Below are 16221 nucleotides of genomic sequence, written 5' to 3' on the forward strand. Positions count from 1 at the left end.
GAGCCTAGTGGGCGCCGGTCCCGCCCGGTCGCCTACTCCTCCTCGTCGTCGGCCGGCAGGAGGCCCTCCTCGTGAGCCTCCTGCACGATCCGACGGACGTTCTCGATCGAGCCCGCACCGGCGTCGAGGTGCTCGCTGCGGGCCTTGAGGAAGGCCTCGCCGAGCGCCGCCCGCTCCTCCTCGGGCACCTCCTCGCGCGCCGGGTTGAGGATCGTCAGCTCCTCCTCGGTGATGTGGTGCTGGAGGACCTCGTTCATCTCCTCGACGGCGTCGTCGAACTTCTGGGTGTCGGTGCCCTTGCACTCCATCAGGGCCAGGAGGGCCTCGTTGATCTCGGCGTGCTCCTCCTCGCCGTGGTGGGCCTCGTGCTCCCCCACGCCCTCGGTCTTCTTCACCAGCCGGGGGTAGACGTGGCTCTCCTCGGCCTCCCCGTGCGCCACGAGGACGTCGGCGAAGGCCTGGCGCGCGGCCGCGCGGTCGGCGGTGCTGTCGCGCATCTCGCGCATGAGGGACTCGAAGAGGCGGTGGTCCTCGAGGATGAGGTCCACGACGTCGCCGGAGACGGGCCGGGGGATCACGTAGTCGGTCATGGGGCGATCGTGGCACCGGGGGCACGTCGCCGCACGTCGGACGGGGTGCGGCGGCGGGTCAGGCCCGGGCGAGGACGAGCCCGCCCTTCCCCGGCGCGGAGGGCAGGTCCTGGACGGACACCTCGGCGAAGCCGGCGGCGAGCACCGACCGCCGCAGCTCCTCCTCCGGGCGGAAGCGCAGCGTGGACACCGAGTCGATCCGCTCCCCGTCGGCGTGGAAGATCGTCGGCGACGCGAACGTCACGAGGTCTCCCTCGACGGAGACGACGTCGACCCAGTCCTCGACCGGTCCCTCCCCCTCGACGTCCACGACCTGCCGGGTGAGCTGCTCGGTCCAGCGCTCCCAGGCGCGGTCGGCGGGCACGCGCGACTCGAACGCCAGCGTCCCGCCGGACCGCAGGCAGGTCCGGACCGCGCGGAGCGTCGCCAGCCACTCGTCGTCCTCCAGGAACACCTGCGCCACGTTGGCGGTCATGGTCGCCAGGTCGTAGCGCCCCTCCTGGTCCGGGAGGGCGAGGAGGTCCGGCGCGGTCCCGACGATCCAGGTCACCGGGTCGGCGTGCGGCTTGCCTCGGCCCACGGCGACCGACGCCGCGGCGGGGTCGACGCCGGTGACCCGCACCCCGAGGGCGGCGAGCCGGCAGGCGAGGATCCCCGTGCCGCAGCCCACGTCCAGCACGTCGGCCGCTCCCAGCCGTCGGGCCAGGTCCACGTAGGTGTCCAGGTCGCTGCGGTCGGGGTCGAGCGCGTCGAGGACGGCGGCGACCCGGGGGTGGTCGAAGATCGCGTCCGGCATCCCGCCACCCTAGGAAGTCACGGGGTCGGTCACCGAACGCTTTTCCGGGATCGCGGCTCCTCCCGGGTCTCCGGCTCCCTCATGCCGTCACCAGCGGGGCCGGGCCGGCCCCGATCAGTCCTCGGTATGCCGTGCCGGCTCGGCCACGTGCACGGCCGTCTCGCCGTAGGACCGGGTGCCGAGATGCTCCATCCCCTCCGGCCAGGCGGGCTCCGGCGAGCGCGCGCTGCGCTCGACGACGACGACCGCCTCGGGGTCGAGCCAGCCCTGGGAGACGAGCAGCTCGAGGACGGTGCCGAGCTCGGCCTCGGGCAACGGGTAGGGCGGGTCGAGGAAGACGACGTGGTAGCCGCCGCCCTCGCCGGGGCCGCCCTCCAGCACCCTCGCGACGGAGGCGTTGCGCACCTCGACGGAGGAGGTGAAGCCGAGGTCGGCCGCGTTGCGCTGCACGAGCGCGGCCGTGGGCCGGTGCTTCTCCACCGCCAGGAGGTGGGCCGCCCCGCGGGAGACCGCCTCGAGCCCGAGCGCCCCCGACCCGGCGTAGAGGTCGAGCACCCGCGTGTCGTCGAGGTCGATGAGGGCCTCGAGGCGGGAGAAGACGGCCTCGCGGACCCGGTCGGTCGTGGGCCGGGTGCTGGCGCCGCGCGGGGTGGCGATGCTCCTGCCCCCGGCGCGGCCGGCGATGATGCGGGTCACGGCCTGCTCACCCCCGCTCCAGGAAGGCGGCGCGCTCGGCGTCGAGCTGGTCGAGCTCGCGGCGCAGTGCCGGGTTGCCGGTGAGGTCGGGGTCGGCCTCGACGGCGGACCAGGCGGCCGCGTGGGCGGTGACGATGAGCTCCTCGTCGCGGGCCAGGCGCAGGAAGCGCAACCCGCTGCGGCCGCCGCTCTGGCTGGCGCCGAGCACGTCGCCCTCGCGGCGGGTCTCCAGGTCGAGGCGCGCCAGCTCGAAGCCGTCGGTGGTCGAGGCGACGTGGTCGAGCCGCGTCACGGCCCCCTCGTCGCCGGAGCCGCCCTGCGTGACGAGCAGGCACAGGCCGGGGCGACCGCCACGGCCGACGCGGCCACGCAGCTGGTGCAGCTGGGAGATGCCGAAGCGGTCGGCGTCCAGCACGACCATCGTCGTGGCGTCCGCGACGTCCACGCCGACCTCGATGACGGTGGTGGCGACCAGCAGGTCGACCTCGCCGGCGGCGAAGCGCCGCATGACGTCGTCCTTCTCGTCGCCGCTCATCCGCCCGTGGAGGGCCTCGATCCGGAGGTCGCGGGTCGACGGCAGCGCCCTGAGCGCCCGCACCACCTGGTGCACGCCGTGCAGCGACGGCCCCGCCGCGGAGCCCACCTCCTCGGCGTCCGGATCCGGGTCGACGGCGGAGGACAGCAGGTCGTCGGCCTCCTCGCCCTGCGGCGCCACCGGTGGGCGGACGTCGGTGGGCCCGCCAGGACCGACGGTGTCGGCACCCGGCAGGTCGGGGTCGTCCTCCTCGCCGATCCGGGGGCACACGACATACACCTGGCCGCCGCCGCGCACCTCCTCGGCCACGCGCTCCCAGGTGCGCTGCAGCCAACCGGGGCGATCGGCGGTGACGACGTGCGTGCTGATCGGCTGGCGGCCGCGGGGCAGCTCGCGCAGCGTGGAGGTGGTCATGTCGCCGTAGACGGTCATGGCCACCGTCCTCGGGATCGGGGTCGCGGTCATGACGAGCACGTGCGGGGCGGTGCCGGCCTTGTCGCGCAGGGCGTTGCGCTGCTCGACCCCGAAGCGGTGCTGCTCGTCGACGACGACCAGCCCGAGGTCGGCGAGCTGCACGTGCTCCTGGATGAGGGCGTGGGTGCCGACGACGATCCCCGCCTCCCCCGAGGCGGCGGCCAGCAGGTTGGTGCGACGCTCGGCCGCGGACTGGCTGCCGGTGAGGAGCGCGACGCGGGTGCCGTTGTCGGCGCCGCCGAGCAGGCCGCCCTCGGCGAGCGGGCCGAGCATCGCGCAGATGGCGCGGTGGTGCTGGGCCGCCAGCACCTCGGTCGGGGCGAGCAGCGCGGCCTGGGCGCCGCCGTCGACCACCGCGAGCATCGCCAGCAGGGCCAGCACGGTCTTGCCGGAGCCGACCTCGCCCTGCAGCAGCCGGTGCATCGGCACGGGGCGGGCCAGGTCGGCGCGCAGCTCGGCGAGCACCTCCTGCTGGCCCGCGGTCAGCTCGAACGACAACCGCTCGAGCAGGGCGTCGAGGAGCCCGCCCTCCACCGGCTCGCGCGGGACCGCGGGGACGGCGTCGCTGGCCAGGCGCGCCCGGGCGAGCGCGGCCTGCACCACGAAGGCCTCCTGGAACTTCAGGCGCCACCTCCCCCGCCGCGCCTCGGCCTCGGTCTGCGGCCGGTGAGCCATCCGGTAGGCCTCGAGCAGGTCGGGCAGGTCGTGCTCGCGGCGCACCTCCTCGGGCAGCGGGTCGGGCAGGTCGACGATCGCGTGCAGCACCAGGTCGAGGAGGTCGCCGTGGACGATCGGCGACACCTTGGGCGTCGCCGGGTAGACGGGGACCAGGCCGCCCAGCAGCCAGCCGCCCGAGGACGAGCCGGTCGGGTCGTTGAGCACGGCGTAGTCGGGATGGGTCAGCTGCAGCTGCCGGCCGTAGGTGGTGATCTGCCCCGAGCAGACGACGCGCGCTCCGGGGACCAGGCGGTCCTGGTGGCCGAAGGGCTTGAAGAAGGTCAGCTGGAGGGTGCCGCCGCCGGCCTCGTCCTCCACGTCGACGACGAGCAGCCGTCCACGTCGGCTCTTCATCTGCCGGGTGGTGGCCGACCGGACCGTGCCGACCACGACGACGTCCTCGCCCTGCGGCAGGTCGCGGAAGGCGGCGGGCCGCGCGGGGTCGAGGTAGGTGCGGGGCAGGAAGTCGAGCAGGTCGCGGACCGTGGTGAAGCCCCTGGCCTTCTCGAGCTTGGCCGCGGCGGCACCGACGACGGTGCGCAGGCGGGTGTCGAGGTCGACCGCCATCACTCCACCCCCAGCAGGTAGGGGTAGGTCGGCTGCCCGCCCTCGATCCGCGTCACCTCGGCCCCCGGGTGGCGGGCGAGCAGGGCGTCGAGCACGGGGTCCAGGGCACCGTCGCGGGCGTCGGCGCCGTCGAGGACGGTGAGCACCTCGGCCCCGTCGTGCCAGAGCAGGTCGAGCACCGTGGTGGCGACCGGCTCGAGCTCGTCGCCGACCGTGACGATGTCGTGGTCCACGATGCCGATCCACTGCCCGGGGCGGACGGGGCCGGCGGGGGTGTCCGCGGTGCGCTCGGCCTGGGTCAGTGCCCCGGGCCGCACCCCCTCGGCGGCGGCGGTCATCGCCGGCACGACCTCGTCGGGGTCGCCCTCGGGGTCGAGCACGGCGAGCGCCGCGAGCCCCTGCACGAGCGTGCGGGTGGGCACGACGTCGACGACGACGCCCTCGCGGGCGGCCGCCTCGGCCGCGGCCATCGCCACCATGACGGTGTCGCCGTCGTTGGGGAGCAGGATCACGCGCGGGGCACCGCTGGCCCAGACGGCCGCGAGCAGCTGGCCCGCGGAGGCCCGGCGCCGCGGGCCCGACGGGACGACCTGGGCGCCGGCCCTGGTCAGCAGGCGCGCCACACCCTCCCCCAGACCGCAGGCCACGACACCCAGGGCGGTGCTGCCCTCGTCGGACGGCAGGGTCGCGGCGGCGAGCGCCTCCTGGTGGGGCGACCGCCCGGAGCCCGGCCCGGCGGGGCCCGGCAGGGGGTCGAGGCGGCTGCCGTCGGCCAACGAGGTCAGCCGGACGTCCTCGACGGTGCCGGCCATGGCGCCGGCCTCGACGGCGAGCCGGGGGTCGTCGAGGTGGACGTGCACGCGGTAGTCCTCGGGGCCGCCGGCGACCACGACCGAGGTGCCGAGCCGCGTGAGGTGGGCGCGGAGCCGGGCGGCGCGGTCCTCGTCGCTGGCGGTGAGGAGGTACATGACCTCGATGCTGCCCGCGCCGAGGTCGGCGTCCTCCTCCGTGCAGGCGCGCGTGCCGTCGGCGACGGCCGCGGGGCGGGGCTGCACCTCCCACCAGGTGGGCAGGTCGCCGGCGGGACGGTGCGGACGGTCCTCGAGGACCGCCTCCAGCGCCTCGATGACCAGGACCAGCCCCGCTCCCCCGGCGTCCACCACGCCCGCGGCACGCAGGGCCGGGAGCTGCTCGGGGGTGTGCGCCAGCGCCTGCCGTGCGGCCTCCAGCGCCTCGCGGACGACGTGCAGGGTGTCGAGCGGCTCGTCGTCGCCGTAGAGCGGGCGGCCCCGGTCGACCGCGGCGCGGGCTCCCTCGGCGGCGGCCCGGGCCACCGACAGGATCGTGCCCTCGACGGGCGCGGCGACGGCGTCCCACGCGGTGCGGGCGGCGGTCTCGAAGGCGGCGGCGAGGTCCTCGGGGCCGGCGGCCTCGACGTCGGGGCCGACGGAGTCGGACAGGCCCCGGGTCAGCTGCGAGAGGATCACGCCGGAGTTGCCGCGGGCCGACAGGAGCATGCCGCGGGAGATGAGCGCCAGCCCCTCGTCGAGGCTCTCGGTGCCCGCGCCCAGCTCGAACTGCCCGCGCAGGAACTCCAGGGCCCCGTCCATGGTCAGGTACATGTTGGTGCCGGTGTCGCCGTCGGCGACCGGGAAGACGTTGAGCGCGTCGATCCGCTCCCGCGCCCCCGCCAGCAGGATGCGTGCCGTCATGGCCCACCGACGGGCGGTGACGAGGTCGAGGACAGGGCGGGGCACGGCCCTAACCTATCCCTGACCGTGCACGTCCGGACCGTCGTCCCCGACGCATGTCCACGCGTCGTCGCCACCTCCTCGGGGATGTGGAGGAGCCCGCCGAGCGGGCGTGGACGGGGCTGATTTGGGCGCCCGCCCGCAGGTCCGGTACGCTTGCGAGGTTGCCTGGCGACCGGTCGCGACGGATGTCCGCCGGAACCGGGCACATCGACCATCGCACCAGACCGACACCAGGAGAACACCGTGGCTGCCACTTGCGACGTCTGCGGCAAGGGACCGAGCTTCGGTCACAGCATCTCGCACTCCCACCGCCGCACCAAGCGCCGCTGGAACCCCAACATCCAGCGCGTCCGCGCCATGGTGGGTGCGACCCCGAAGCGTCTCAACGTCTGCACCTCCTGCCTCAAGGCGGGCAAGGTCAGCCGCTGACCTGACGACGGCGCCCGCGCACCGCGCGGGACCAGCACGCGAGCCGGCCGCACCTCAGGGTGCGCGTCGGCTCTTGTGCGTCCCCGGCCACCTGGTGCCGGGGTCTGCCGTCAGCCCTCGAAGTGGTCCCAGCCACCGGTGGCGGGGTCCAGCCGTGCGCCGTCCTGCCAGACGCCGGGGGCGTCCGCGCCGTCGCTGCCGACGGGCAGGACCTGCCCCAGACGCCTCCACCCCTCCGGCAGCGACCGGTCCCCCGGGAAGGTCGCGAGCAGCTCGTGCTCCTCTCCCCCGGACAGCACCTGGCGACGTGCCCGGTCGAGCGGCAGGGCCGGGACCAGCTCGCCGGCGAGACGGTCGACCGCCCCCGGGTCGAGCACCAGCGCGACCCCGCTCGCCCGCGCGACGCGGTCGCCGTCGCGCACCAGTCCGTCCGAGACGTCGATCATCGCGGTGGCCCCGGCCCGGGCGGCCGACGGGCCCTGGGCCAGGTCGGTCAGCGGCCGGCGGTGGTGGTCGAGCAGCCGACGCTCCTGTTCGTCGCGCGCCTCCGTCACACCGCCCAGCAGCAGCTCCAGGCCGGCACCGGAGCGCCCCAGGGGCCCGGAGACCGCCAGCACGTCGCCGGGGGACGCCCCGGACCGCAGCACCGGTGCCGTTACGCCGTCGGCCAGCTCGCCCAGCGCGGTCACCGCGACCAGAACGGCGTCGCCCGCGGTGGAGGACAGGTCACCGCCGAGCACCGGCACCCCGGCCAGCCCCGCGGCATACCCGATGCCCTCGGCGAGACCCCGGGCCCAGGCCAGCGGCAGCGACGGCGGCGCGGCGAGCGCGACGAGCAGGCCGGTGCCCCGCCCACCCATGGCGGCGAGGTCGGCGAGGTTCTGGGTGACGACCTTGACGCCGACGTCCTGGGCCGTGGACCAGTCGTCGCGCCAGTCCCGGTCGCGCACCACGGTGTCGGTGGTCGCCAGGACGCGGCCGGTGGGCACGGCCAGCAGCCCGGTGTCGTCACCGGGGCCGACGAGCACGCCGTCGGTCGGCAGGCCGGCGTAGGCGGCGAAGACCTCCGCGAGCACGCCGCGCTCGCCCCGCCCGCCCAGCGTCGCACCGTCGTCGACCATCCCGACCCTCCTGCCTGCTCCCTGCTGCCCGTCCTGACCCGAGCACGGTAGCCTGCGAACCACCAGCGACCAGGAGGTGCCACGTGATCCGGGCCTACATCCTCGTGCAGACCGAGGTCGGCGCCTCGGCGCAGGTCACCCGGGCCATCCGCGAGCTGCCGGGAGTCATCTCGGCGGAGGACGTGGCCGGGCCCTACGACGTCATCGCGCTCGTGGAGTCGCCGACCGTGCAGGGGCTGGGGCGCGAGGTCATCGCCCGCGTCCAGGCCGTGCCGCACATCACCCGCACCACGACGTGCACGGTCGTCGAGTTCTGAGGACCGCCCGCACGCTGCTCGCCCTCCTGCCCGTGGCGCTGCTCGCCGCGTGCGGGGACGACGCCGTGCGCGCCGTCCCGTTCGACCTGTCCGACTCCCCCGCCTGCCGGGCCGTGGCCGAGCACTGGCCGTCGACGGTCGGCGGGCTGGAGCCCCGGGTCACCGCGGTGCAGTCCACGGGCGTGGCCGCCTGGGGCGATCCGCCGATCGTGGCCCGCTGCGGCAAGCTGCCGCCGGAGCCCACGACCGACCCGTGCATCGACATCGACGGGATCGACTGGGTGGCGACCGAGCTGGACGACGGGACGATGTTCACGACCTACGGGCGCACTCCGGCGATCGAGGTCCTCGTGCCGGACGCCTACGACACCGCACCGCTGTGGCTGCCCGCCTTCGGCGAGGCCGTGCGCCAGGTCGAGCAGTCGCTCGGCGAGTGCTCCTCGGTCACGGACTGAGCGACTGTCGGACCGCGGCGCCCGCGCGTCGGCTCAGCGCAGGCCGAGCGGGCGCTCGAGCGCCAGCTGCACCAGCTCGTCGATGAGCTCGGGGTAGGTGACCCCGGTGGCGGCCCACACCTGGGGGTACATCGAGAAGGGCGTGAAGCCGGGCATCGTGTTGATCTCGTTGATCAGCACCTCGCCGTCCGGGGTGACGAAGCAGTCGACGCGGGCCAGGCCCTCGCAGCCGCCCACCTCGAAGGCGGTCCGCGCCAGCTCGCCGACCTTCTCGCGCACCTCCTCGTCGACGTCGGCCGGCGCGGTGATGCGCACGTTGCCCTCGTCGAGGTACTTGGCCTCGAAGTCGTAGAAGTCGTGCCCGGCGACGACGGCCACCTCGCCGAGCTGGGAGACGCGGGGCGGCTCGGTGCCACGGCCCTGGAGCACGCCGCACTCGATCTCGCGCCCGACGATGCCCTGCTCGACCAGCACCTTGGGGTCGTGGTCGCGGGCCTTGTCGATCGCGGCCTCGAGCTCCTCGGGCGCGTCGACCTTGTAGACGCCCACCGACGAGCCGGCGCGGGCCGGCTTGACGAAGACGGGGAACTGCAGCGCGTTGGCGGCGTCGAGGCAGGCCGCCCGGTCGCGGCGCCACTGCACGTCCTGGACGACCGTGTAGGGGCCGACGGGCAGCCCGGCCGAGGCGAAGAGCACCTTCATGACGTGCTTGTCCATCATCGCCGCCGAGGCGAGCACGCCGCAGCCGACGTAGCGGATGTCGGCGAGCTCGAGCATCCCCTGCAGGGTGCCGTCCTCGCCGAACGGGCCGTGCAGCAGCGGGAAGACCACGTCGACGGCGCCCAGCTCGGCCGTCGACCCGTCGGGCTCGACGACGCGCAGCACCTGGTCGACGCCGCCCATCGGGATCATGACCTGCCGCCCGGTGTCGGGCACCTCGGGCAGCCGGCCGTCGCGGATCTCCAGCGCCTCGGGATCGTCCTCGACGAGCACCCAGTGGCCCTTGCGGGTGATGCCGACCGGCAGCACGTCGTAGCGGTCACGGTCGATCGCGCGGAGCACGCTCGCGGCGGTGGCGCACGAGATCGCGTGCTCGTCGGAGCGACCTCCGAAGACGAGGGCGACGCGGTGGCGCTGGGCGGGGTCGGGCGCGGGCTGGCTGTCCATCGCGCCCGAGCCTAACCGGGCCTGGCCCCCGGACGGGTATGACGCCCCGCGCCGCCCCGAGATCCGCTCCGGCCCAGCCGAGCCCGGGGTCGACACCCGTGCTCAGGCGAGCTCGTGCTTGCGGGCCCGGGACATGAAGCCGGCCGTCAGCTGCTCGGGCGTCACCCTGCCGTCGACGACGGCCGTCACGCCCTCGCAGATCGGCATGTCGACCCCGTTGCGAGCGGCGAGCTCGACGACCGAGCGGCACGACTTCACGCCCTCGGCCGTCTGGTGCGGCAGCGCGAGCAGCTCGTCGATCGTGCGGCCCTGGCCCAGCGCCACCCCGACACGGTGGTTGCGGGAGAGCGGCGACATGCAGGTGGCGATGAGGTCACCGACGCCGGCCAGCCCCATGAGCGTGCCGGGGTCGGCGCCCAGGGCCTGTCCCAGGCGCGCCACCTCGGCGAGGCCGCGCGTGATGAGCGAGGACTTGGTGTTGTCGCCGTAGCCGAGCCCCTCCGCCATACCCACCGCGAGCGCGATGACGTTCTTGACGGCGCCGCCGATCTCGGCACCCACCACGTCGGTCTGGGTGTAGGGGCGGAAGTAGGGCGCCGCCGTCATCGCGGCGACCCGCTCGGCGCCGTCGATGTCGGTGCAGGCCACGACGCTCGCGGCCGGCTGCCGGGCCGCGATCTCGCGGCTGAGGTTGGGCCCGGAGACGACGACGATGCGCTCCCGCTCGATGCCAGAGGCCTCGATGACCTCGCTCATGCGCAACCCGGTGCCGAGCTCGACGCCCTTCATGAGGGAGACGACGAGCGCGTGAGGGGGCAGCACGGAGCCCCACTCGGCCAGGTTGGACCGCAGCGTCTGGGAGGGCACGGCGAGCACGACGACGTCCGCCTCGCGCGTGACCTCCGCCGGGTCGGTGCTGGCGGTGACGGCGTCGGGCAGGACGACGTCGTCGAGGTAGTCGGGGTTGCGGTGGTCGTCGGCGATCGCCCGCGCGACCTCCTCGCGCCGGGCCCAGAGGGTGATGCGCTCGACCCCGGCGTCGGCCATGACCTGGGCGAAGGCGCTGCCCCAGCTGCCGGCGCCGAAGACGGCCGCCCGGGTCACGAGCGGCTCTTCTTCCGCTTCGGACGGCGGTCCATCTCGCCGGGCCCCAGCTCGTAGGGCACGGCGGGCGGGGTCTCGCCGCGCAGCTCGCCGACCAGCTCGGTCACCGCGCGCATGATGCGCGCGGTCGCCTCGACGTGCGCCCGCGGCTCGTCGGCACGGTCGTAGAGGTCGGACAGGTCCACGGGCGGCCCGGCCTTGACGTGCTGGACGGGGCGGCGGAGCAGGTTGCCCGGCGTGCGCGCATAGCGGCCGAGCACCTCCTGGGCGCCCCACTGGCCGATCGGGACGACGGGGGCGCGGCTGGTCAGCGCGAGGCGTCCGACGCCGGGGCGGGCCTTCATCGGCCACAGGTCGGGGTCACGGGTCAGGGTGCCCTCGGGCATGATCGCGATCGGCTTGCCCTCCGCGAGCGCCTCGCGCGCCGCCACGAGGGCGTCCTGGGCTCGCGAGGTGGCGCGGTAGACGGGCACCTGCTCGAGATGGCGCAGCGCCGCGCCGAGGACGGGCACCTCGAAGAGGGAGGACTTGGCCAGGAAGAAGGCCGGCCGGCCCTGGTCGACGAGGAAGTGCGCCAGCATGAGCGGGTCGACCTCGGAGTAGTGGTTGCTCGCCACGATGAAGCCGCCGGTGCGCGGGATGTGCTCGGCGCCGGACCAGTTGCGGCGGGTGACCCCCATCAGCACCGGTCGCAGGGTGGCGATCACGGCCTTGTAGGACCACGGGATCCGGTCATTGATCGGCTGACGACTCACGGGGGTCATCTTGTCACCCGGTGGGGGCGGTGAGCGAGGATGCCGTGGTGACCCGCGATCCGCACCCGTTCCCCGGCACCGGCTCCGCTCCCGCCGGCACCACGTCGACCCGCCCCGGCGGGGTGTACTGGCACCTCGTCGTGCCGGTCAAGGACGCCTCGCTCGCCAAGAGCCGTCTCGAGGCCCCCGCACCGCTGCGACGCGCCGACCTCGCCCGCGCGGTGGCGGCAGACACCGTCGAGGCGGCCTGCGCGGCGGTCGGCGCGGAGTCGTTGACCGTGGTCACCTCCGACGAGGTGGTGGCCTCCCTGGCCTCCGGTCTCGGCGCCCGCGTCGTCGCCGACCCCGGCGACGGGCTCGACGCCGCGGTGGCCGCGGGCTGGCGGGACGAGCCAGACCTCGGCGGCCGCAGGATCGGGTGGGCGGCCCTGCTGGGCGACCTGGCGGCGCTGCGACCGGAGGACCTGCACCAGGCCCTCGCGGCCTGCGCCGGCCACCGCGCCGCTGTCGTGCCCGACGCAGAGGGCACGGGGACCGTGCTGCTCACCTCGACCACGGCCCCGCCGCAGGGGCGCTTCGGCCCGGGGTCGGCGGCCCGGCACGAGGCGGCCGGCGCGGTGCGGCTGGAGCTCGACCTGCCGCGGCTGCGCCGTGACGTCGACGTCGCGGCGGACCTGCGGTCGGTCCTGGCGCTGGGCGCGGGACCGCACACCCTCCTCGCGACCGCGCGCGGCGCATAGGGTGACGGCATGCAGGCCACCGTGCACACCTTCGACCTGACCACGGGCAGCGGCTCCGTCCTGCTCGACACCGGGCGCCTGGTGCCCTTCGCCCCCGAGGTCTTCGAGGCGAGCGGGCTGCGCCACCTGCGCATGGGTCAGCGCGTCAGCGTCGAGGTGGACCCGGCCGACCCGGAGCACCCCGACGCCCGCCTCACGCGGCTGTGGATGGTCGGCGTGGGCGACGGCGAGGTCATCCGCTAGCCGGGCCCGACAGCCCCCGCTCAGCGTGCCTCTGGGTCCGGCTGGTGCACGCCGAGGACGTTGTTCTCGGAGTCGTGGAAGTAGCCCTGCCATGCCATGCCGGGGAGGGCGTGCTGAGGGGGCGGTGCCAGGTCGTCAGGAGCCCTTCTTGGCGCTCTTGCCGTCCTTCTTGCCCTTCTTCTTCTTTTTCTTCTTCTTGCCCGGCTCGGGCTCGCCACCCTGCTGGCTGGCGGCACGCGCCCGGGCGGCCTTCTTGGCGCTGATCATGTCGGCGGTGATCTGGTCGCCGCCGATGCTGCGGCCGGCGGCCGGGTTGGGGTCGCGGGCGGGCTCGACGGCCGGCGGCTCCTCCGGTGCGGGCCGCTCGGCGCGCACCGTCGCCGGCTGCCCGCCGCGGCTCGGGGGCGCGGGCGCTTCCGGCTCGCTCGGCCCGCGCTCGGGCTCGGGCTCGGGCTGGGCGGGAGCCTCCGAGCGGCGGATCGAGGCCGGTGCCCCTGCGCGGCCGGTGGAGGCCCCCCAGTGGTCGGCGCCGTTGCCGTCGCCCTCGACGGCGTGGGTCCGGACGCCCGCGAGCCCGTGGGTGGGCAGGCGCAGGGGGTCGGAGACGACGGCCTTGAAGTAGCTGCTCGGTCGGAAGCGGGGCGTGCGGGTGGCGGGGATGGGCACGGGCTCGCCCGTGTGCGGGTTGCGGCCGGTGCGCGGTGCCCGCTCCACCGGCTCGAAGGTGCCGAAGCCGGTGATCGTCACCGACTCGCCGGCCGCCACCTCCCGCAGCACCACGTCGACGATCGTCTCGACCGCGAGCGCTGCGGCCGACCTGCCCCCGAGGCGGGGCGCGAGCGCCTCCACCAGGTCGTTCTTGTTCACCACGGGCGTGTCCTCCTCGTTGGCGTCCCTGTGCGCTCCCCACGCTACGTCGCCGACGAGGGCGGCGGGAGGGGCGACGCGCAGTGATCCCGCTCGCAGCAGTCCGCCCGGAACAGCACAAGACCCCCACCACGTACGTGGTGGGGGTCTTGTCACGGCGTAGCCCCGACGGGATTCGAACCCGCGCTACCGCCTTGAGAGGGCGGCGTGCTAGGCCACTACACAACGGGGCCGTGTGTTTCCGGCGCTTCCGCGCCGGGGAGAAACCTTACCTGATCGGTATGTTCTCCGCGAAATCGGGCCGGTCTGGCGACCGGTCGTTCCTCCGCGCTGGGGTACCAGGACTCGAACCTAGACTAACTGAACCAGAATCAGTCGTGCTGCCAATTACACCATACCCCAAGGGGTATCCCCGCTCTGGTTTCCCAGGGCGGCGAACCGAGGAGAAACCTTACCCTGACCCTTCCTCGGACCCAAATCCGGGTCCCCGGGAGAGCATCTCGACGACCTCGAGCAGGGTGCCGCAGGCCGCCAGGCCGTGACCGGTGGCGTGCTCGACGTCGGTCTCGACCCGGTCGTAGCCGGTCCGGCGCAACCAGGCGGCGCCCAGGCCGGCGGCCAGGGCCCCGCAGACGTCCACGTCGAGCTCGTCCCCGACGTAGACCACCTCCTCCGGCTCCAGGCCCAGGAGGGAGCAGGCATGGGCGAAGACCTCTGGCGCGGGCTTGCCGATCCCGAGGGTGTCCTTGGTCACGACGACGGGCGACAACCGCTCCACCGCCCCGTCCAGCCCGGTCACGCGGAGCTTGAGCCGGGTGTAGGGCTCGGAGCTGTTGGTGAGCACGCCGACGGCCAGCCCGGCCCGGCAGGCCGCCTCGAGCGCCGGCACGGCGTCGTCGAAGGCCCGGAGCGCCCCGGCGAAGGCCTCCTCGTAGAGCTGCTCCCAGCGGCGGGCGTCGTCGGCGGAGGGCTCGACGCCCAGCCAGCGGGCGAGGTCGGCCAGTCGCAGGGCCCGCATGGTCGCGAAGTCGAGCTCGCCGCGCGTGTAGGCCCGGAAGTAGCCTCCGGGGTCCTCGCGGAACCGGCTCCCCGCCTCGGCGACGCGGCCGGGGTCTGCGGTGGGCCAGAGCCGCGCCGCGGCCTGCGCCCCGGCCCGCACCATGGCCTCGCGGGTGCCGAGCAGGGTGTCGTCGAGGTCGAGGAGCAGGCCGCGCACGGGCCCGGCCGGGAGCGCCACGGGCGTGGGCCCACCGGCCGGGGTCGCCAGGCCGGAGGCCGGGCAGGAGCGCAGCGCACCGGTGGCGGGGGCCGCCACCGGTCAGACCTCCGCGCGCAGCCTGCGCAGGCGGGCCAGGGTCTCGTGCTTGCCGAGGATCTCCATCGACTCGAAGAGCGGCGGGCTGATGCGCTGGCCGGAGACGGCCGTGCGCAGCGGGCCGAAGGCGAAGCGGGGCTTGAGGCCCAGCCCGTCGATCAGGGCCTCGCGCAGCGCGGTCTCGATGCGCTCGGTCGTCCACTCCACCCCGCCGCCCAGCGGCTCCGGATAACGGCCCGAGAGCGGCTCCAGGGCGGCGATGGCCGCGTCGAGCACCGCCCCGGCGTCCTCCTTGAGGGTCGCCCGGGCGTCGTCGGCGATCTGCAGCTCCTCGCCCCGCACGTAGAAGGGCGCGACCAGCGGCACGGCCTCCGAGAGCACCTGGATGCGGGTCTGGATGAGCTCGGCCACGGCCTCGAGGCGGGCCAGCTCGCCCATGTCGCTCTGCGGGCCGAGCACGCCGGCCTCGCGCAGCACCGGCAGCAGGCGGGTGGTGAACTCCTGCAGGCTGAGCATCCGCAGGTGGTCGGCGTTGATCGCCTCCGCCTTCTTCTGGTCCCAGCGGGCGGGGTTGGGGTTGACCTGGCGCACGTCGAAGGCCTCGACGAGCTCCTGGGGCGTGAAGACGTCGCGGTCGGGGCCGATGGCCCAGCCGAGCAGCGCGAGGTAGTTGATCATGCCCTCGCGGACGAAGCCGCGCTCGCGGTGCAGGAAGAGGTTGGACTGCGGGTCGCGCTTGGAGAGCTTCTTGCTGCCCTCCCCCAGCACGAGCGGGAGGTGGGCGAAGACCGGCACACGCTCGGCGACCCCGATCTCGACCAGCGCGCGGTAGAGCGCGATCTGGCGCGGGGTGGAGGACAGCAGGTCCTCGCCGCGGATGACGTGCGTGATGCGCATCATCGCGTCGTCGACCGGGTTGACCAGCGTGTAGAGGGGCTGGCCGTTGCCGCGCACGATGACGAAGTCGGGCACCGAGCCGGCGCGGAAGGTCACCTCGCCGCGGACCAGGTCGGTGAAGGTGATGTCCTCGTCGGGCATGCGCAGGCGCAGCACGGGCTCGCGGCCCTCGGCCCGGTAGGCCGCACGCTGCTCCTCGGTGAGGTCGCGGTCGAAGTTGTCGTAGCCCAGCTTGGGGTCGCGGCCGGCGGCGCGGTGGCGGGCCTCGACCTCCTCGGGGGTCGAGAACGACTCGTAGGCGAAGCCGGCCTCGAGCAGCCTGGTCGCGACGTCGCCGTAGGTCTCGCGACGCTCGCTCTGGCGGTAGGGACCGTAGGGGCCGCCGACGCCGGGGCCCTCGTCGTAGTCCAGGCCCAGCCAGTCGAGGGCGTCGACGAGCTGCTCGGCCGACTCCTCGCTGTCGCGGGCCGCGTCGGTGTCCTCGATGCGGAAGACCAGGGTGCCGCCGTGGTGGCGGGCGAAGGCCCAGTTGAACAGGGCGGTGCGGGCCATCCCCACGTGCGGGGTGCCGGTCGGGCTGGGGCAGAAGCGGACGCGCACGTCGGCACCGGTGACCTCGTGGTCCTCGGTCGCCGACCGGGCGGCAGGAGCGGGATGAGTGGTCATGATGCGGGCCAGCCTA

The 16221-nt window shown here is 74.7% G+C and carries 17 protein-coding genes and 2 tRNA genes; 5 read left to right on the forward strand and 14 right to left on the reverse strand.

Annotated features, from left to right (window positions below; translation table 11 throughout):
- Positions 1–32: 32 nt before the first annotated feature.
- From FB476_RS10855 to FB476_RS10875, 5 genes are all read right to left on the reverse strand, one after another.
- Positions 33–590, reverse strand: a complete 558-nt coding sequence (locus FB476_RS10855) for a hemerythrin domain-containing protein (protein ID WP_141818765.1) — start codon at positions 588–590, stop codon at positions 33–35.
- Positions 591–648: 58 nt separating this feature from the next.
- A complete protein-coding gene (locus FB476_RS10860) occupies positions 649–1386 on the reverse strand; it encodes a class I SAM-dependent methyltransferase (protein WP_141818766.1) in 738 nt (245 codons plus the stop codon).
- Between the two features lie 114 nt (positions 1387–1500).
- Positions 1501–2082: a 16S rRNA (guanine(966)-N(2))-methyltransferase RsmD gene (rsmD, locus tag FB476_RS10865; RefSeq protein WP_141818767.1), complete on the reverse strand. Its 582-nt coding sequence runs from the start codon at positions 2080–2082 to the stop codon at positions 1501–1503.
- Positions 2083–2089: 7 nt separating this feature from the next.
- Complete coding sequence (locus FB476_RS10870) at positions 2090–4375, reverse strand: ATP-dependent DNA helicase RecG (RefSeq protein ID WP_141818768.1); 2286 nt, start codon at positions 4373–4375, stop codon at positions 2090–2092.
- The gene (locus FB476_RS10875) at positions 4375–6132 is read right to left on the reverse strand and encodes a DAK2 domain-containing protein (protein ID WP_141818769.1); all 1758 of its coding nucleotides are present in this window, start codon (positions 6130–6132) and stop codon (positions 4375–4377) included. The genes FB476_RS10870 and FB476_RS10875 overlap by 1 nt, the downstream gene beginning before the upstream one ends.
- 240 nt (positions 6133–6372) lie before the next feature.
- On the opposite strand from FB476_RS10875, the gene rpmB reads away from it, so the two are divergent.
- Positions 6373–6558: a 50S ribosomal protein L28 gene (gene rpmB / locus FB476_RS10880; RefSeq protein WP_141818770.1), complete on the forward strand. Its 186-nt coding sequence runs from the start codon at positions 6373–6375 to the stop codon at positions 6556–6558.
- Positions 6559–6668: 110 nt separating this feature from the next.
- Here the strand turns inward: rpmB and thiL are convergent, their stop codons facing one another.
- Positions 6669–7679 (reverse strand): thiamine-phosphate kinase, encoded by a 1011-nt coding sequence (gene thiL / locus FB476_RS10885; protein WP_141818771.1) that lies wholly within the window; start codon positions 7677–7679, stop codon positions 6669–6671.
- A gap of 83 nt (positions 7680–7762) precedes the next feature.
- Here thiL and FB476_RS10890 point away from each other — a divergent pair, with 83 nt between their 5' ends.
- Positions 7763–7996, forward strand: coding sequence for an Lrp/AsnC ligand binding domain-containing protein (locus FB476_RS10890; RefSeq protein WP_141818772.1), 234 nt, complete (start codon positions 7763–7765; stop codon positions 7994–7996).
- Positions 7997–8028: 32 nt separating this feature from the next.
- On the forward strand, positions 8029–8451 hold the full coding sequence (locus FB476_RS10895; RefSeq protein WP_238329671.1) for a DUF3515 family protein: 423 nt from the start codon (positions 8029–8031) through the stop codon (positions 8449–8451).
- A gap of 33 nt (positions 8452–8484) precedes the next feature.
- Here the strand turns inward: FB476_RS10895 and FB476_RS10900 are convergent, their stop codons facing one another.
- From FB476_RS10900 to FB476_RS10910, 3 genes are all read right to left on the reverse strand, one after another.
- The gene (locus FB476_RS10900) at positions 8485–9618 is read right to left on the reverse strand and encodes a D-alanine--D-alanine ligase family protein (protein WP_141818774.1); all 1134 of its coding nucleotides are present in this window, start codon (positions 9616–9618) and stop codon (positions 8485–8487) included.
- A gap of 102 nt (positions 9619–9720) precedes the next feature.
- The gene (locus FB476_RS10905; RefSeq protein ID WP_141818775.1) at positions 9721–10722 is read right to left on the reverse strand and encodes an NAD(P)H-dependent glycerol-3-phosphate dehydrogenase; all 1002 of its coding nucleotides are present in this window, start codon (positions 10720–10722) and stop codon (positions 9721–9723) included.
- Positions 10719–11486: a lysophospholipid acyltransferase family protein gene (locus tag FB476_RS10910; protein WP_141818776.1), complete on the reverse strand. Its 768-nt coding sequence runs from the start codon at positions 11484–11486 to the stop codon at positions 10719–10721. The genes FB476_RS10905 and FB476_RS10910 overlap by 4 nt, the downstream gene beginning before the upstream one ends.
- A gap of 38 nt (positions 11487–11524) precedes the next feature.
- On the opposite strand from FB476_RS10910, the gene cofC reads away from it, so the two are divergent.
- Together cofC and FB476_RS10920 are read left to right on the forward strand one after the other, a co-directional pair.
- Positions 11525–12217: a 2-phospho-L-lactate guanylyltransferase gene (gene cofC, locus FB476_RS10915; RefSeq protein WP_202876962.1), complete on the forward strand. Its 693-nt coding sequence runs from the start codon at positions 11525–11527 to the stop codon at positions 12215–12217.
- A 9-nt stretch (positions 12218–12226) separates the two neighbouring features.
- Complete coding sequence (locus FB476_RS10920; protein WP_141818777.1) at positions 12227–12460, forward strand: hypothetical protein; 234 nt, start codon at positions 12227–12229, stop codon at positions 12458–12460.
- 135 nt (positions 12461–12595) lie between these two features.
- Here the strand turns inward: FB476_RS10920 and FB476_RS10930 are convergent, their stop codons facing one another.
- The 5 genes from FB476_RS10930 to gltX all read right to left on the reverse strand — a co-directional run bounded on the left by FB476_RS10930 (position 12596) and on the right by gltX (position 16205).
- Positions 12596–13330, reverse strand: a complete 735-nt coding sequence (locus FB476_RS10930; RefSeq protein WP_238329672.1) for an HU family DNA-binding protein — start codon at positions 13328–13330, stop codon at positions 12596–12598.
- Positions 13331–13487: 157 nt separating this feature from the next.
- Positions 13488–13560, reverse strand: a tRNA-Glu gene (locus FB476_RS10935).
- A gap of 97 nt (positions 13561–13657) precedes the next feature.
- Positions 13658–13729, reverse strand: a tRNA-Gln gene (locus FB476_RS10940).
- A gap of 49 nt (positions 13730–13778) precedes the next feature.
- Positions 13779–14642, reverse strand: coding sequence for an HAD family hydrolase (locus tag FB476_RS10945; RefSeq protein ID WP_141818778.1), 864 nt, complete (start codon positions 14640–14642; stop codon positions 13779–13781).
- A 3-nt stretch (positions 14643–14645) separates the two neighbouring features.
- Positions 14646–16205 carry a glutamate--tRNA ligase gene (gene gltX, locus FB476_RS10950; protein ID WP_141818779.1) on the reverse strand — a complete coding sequence of 520 codons (1560 nt, stop codon included), beginning with the start codon at positions 16203–16205 and terminating at the stop codon, positions 14646–14648.
- Positions 16206–16221 lie beyond the last annotated feature (16 nt).

The sequence above is a fragment of the Ornithinimicrobium humiphilum genome, assembly GCF_006716885.1.
Classification (GTDB): Bacteria; Actinomycetota; Actinomycetes; order Actinomycetales; family Dermatophilaceae; genus Ornithinicoccus; species Ornithinicoccus humiphilus.

Coding starts and splice junctions, on each gene's coding strand:
- FB476_RS10855 (WP_141818765.1), bottom strand. CDS start 590: ATGACCGACTACGTGATCCCCCGGCCCGTCTCCGGCGACGTCGTGGAC.
- FB476_RS10860 (WP_141818766.1), bottom strand. CDS start 1,386: ATGCCGGACGCGATCTTCGACCACCCCCGGGTCGCCGCCGTCCTCGAC.
- FB476_RS10870 (WP_141818768.1), bottom strand. CDS start 4,375: ATGGCGGTCGACCTCGACACCCGCCTGCGCACCGTCGTCGGTGCCGCC.
- thiL (WP_141818771.1), bottom strand. CDS start 7,679: ATGGTCGACGACGGTGCGACGCTGGGCGGGCGGGGCGAGCGCGGCGTG.
- FB476_RS10900 (WP_141818774.1), bottom strand. CDS start 9,618: ATGGACAGCCAGCCCGCGCCCGACCCCGCCCAGCGCCACCGCGTCGCC.
- FB476_RS10910 (WP_141818776.1), bottom strand. CDS start 11,486: ATGACCCCCGTGAGTCGTCAGCCGATCAATGACCGGATCCCGTGGTCC.
- FB476_RS10920 (WP_141818777.1), top strand. CDS start 12,227: ATGCAGGCCACCGTGCACACCTTCGACCTGACCACGGGCAGCGGCTCC.
- gltX (WP_141818779.1), bottom strand. CDS start 16,205: ATGACCACTCATCCCGCTCCTGCCGCCCGGTCGGCGACCGAGGACCAC.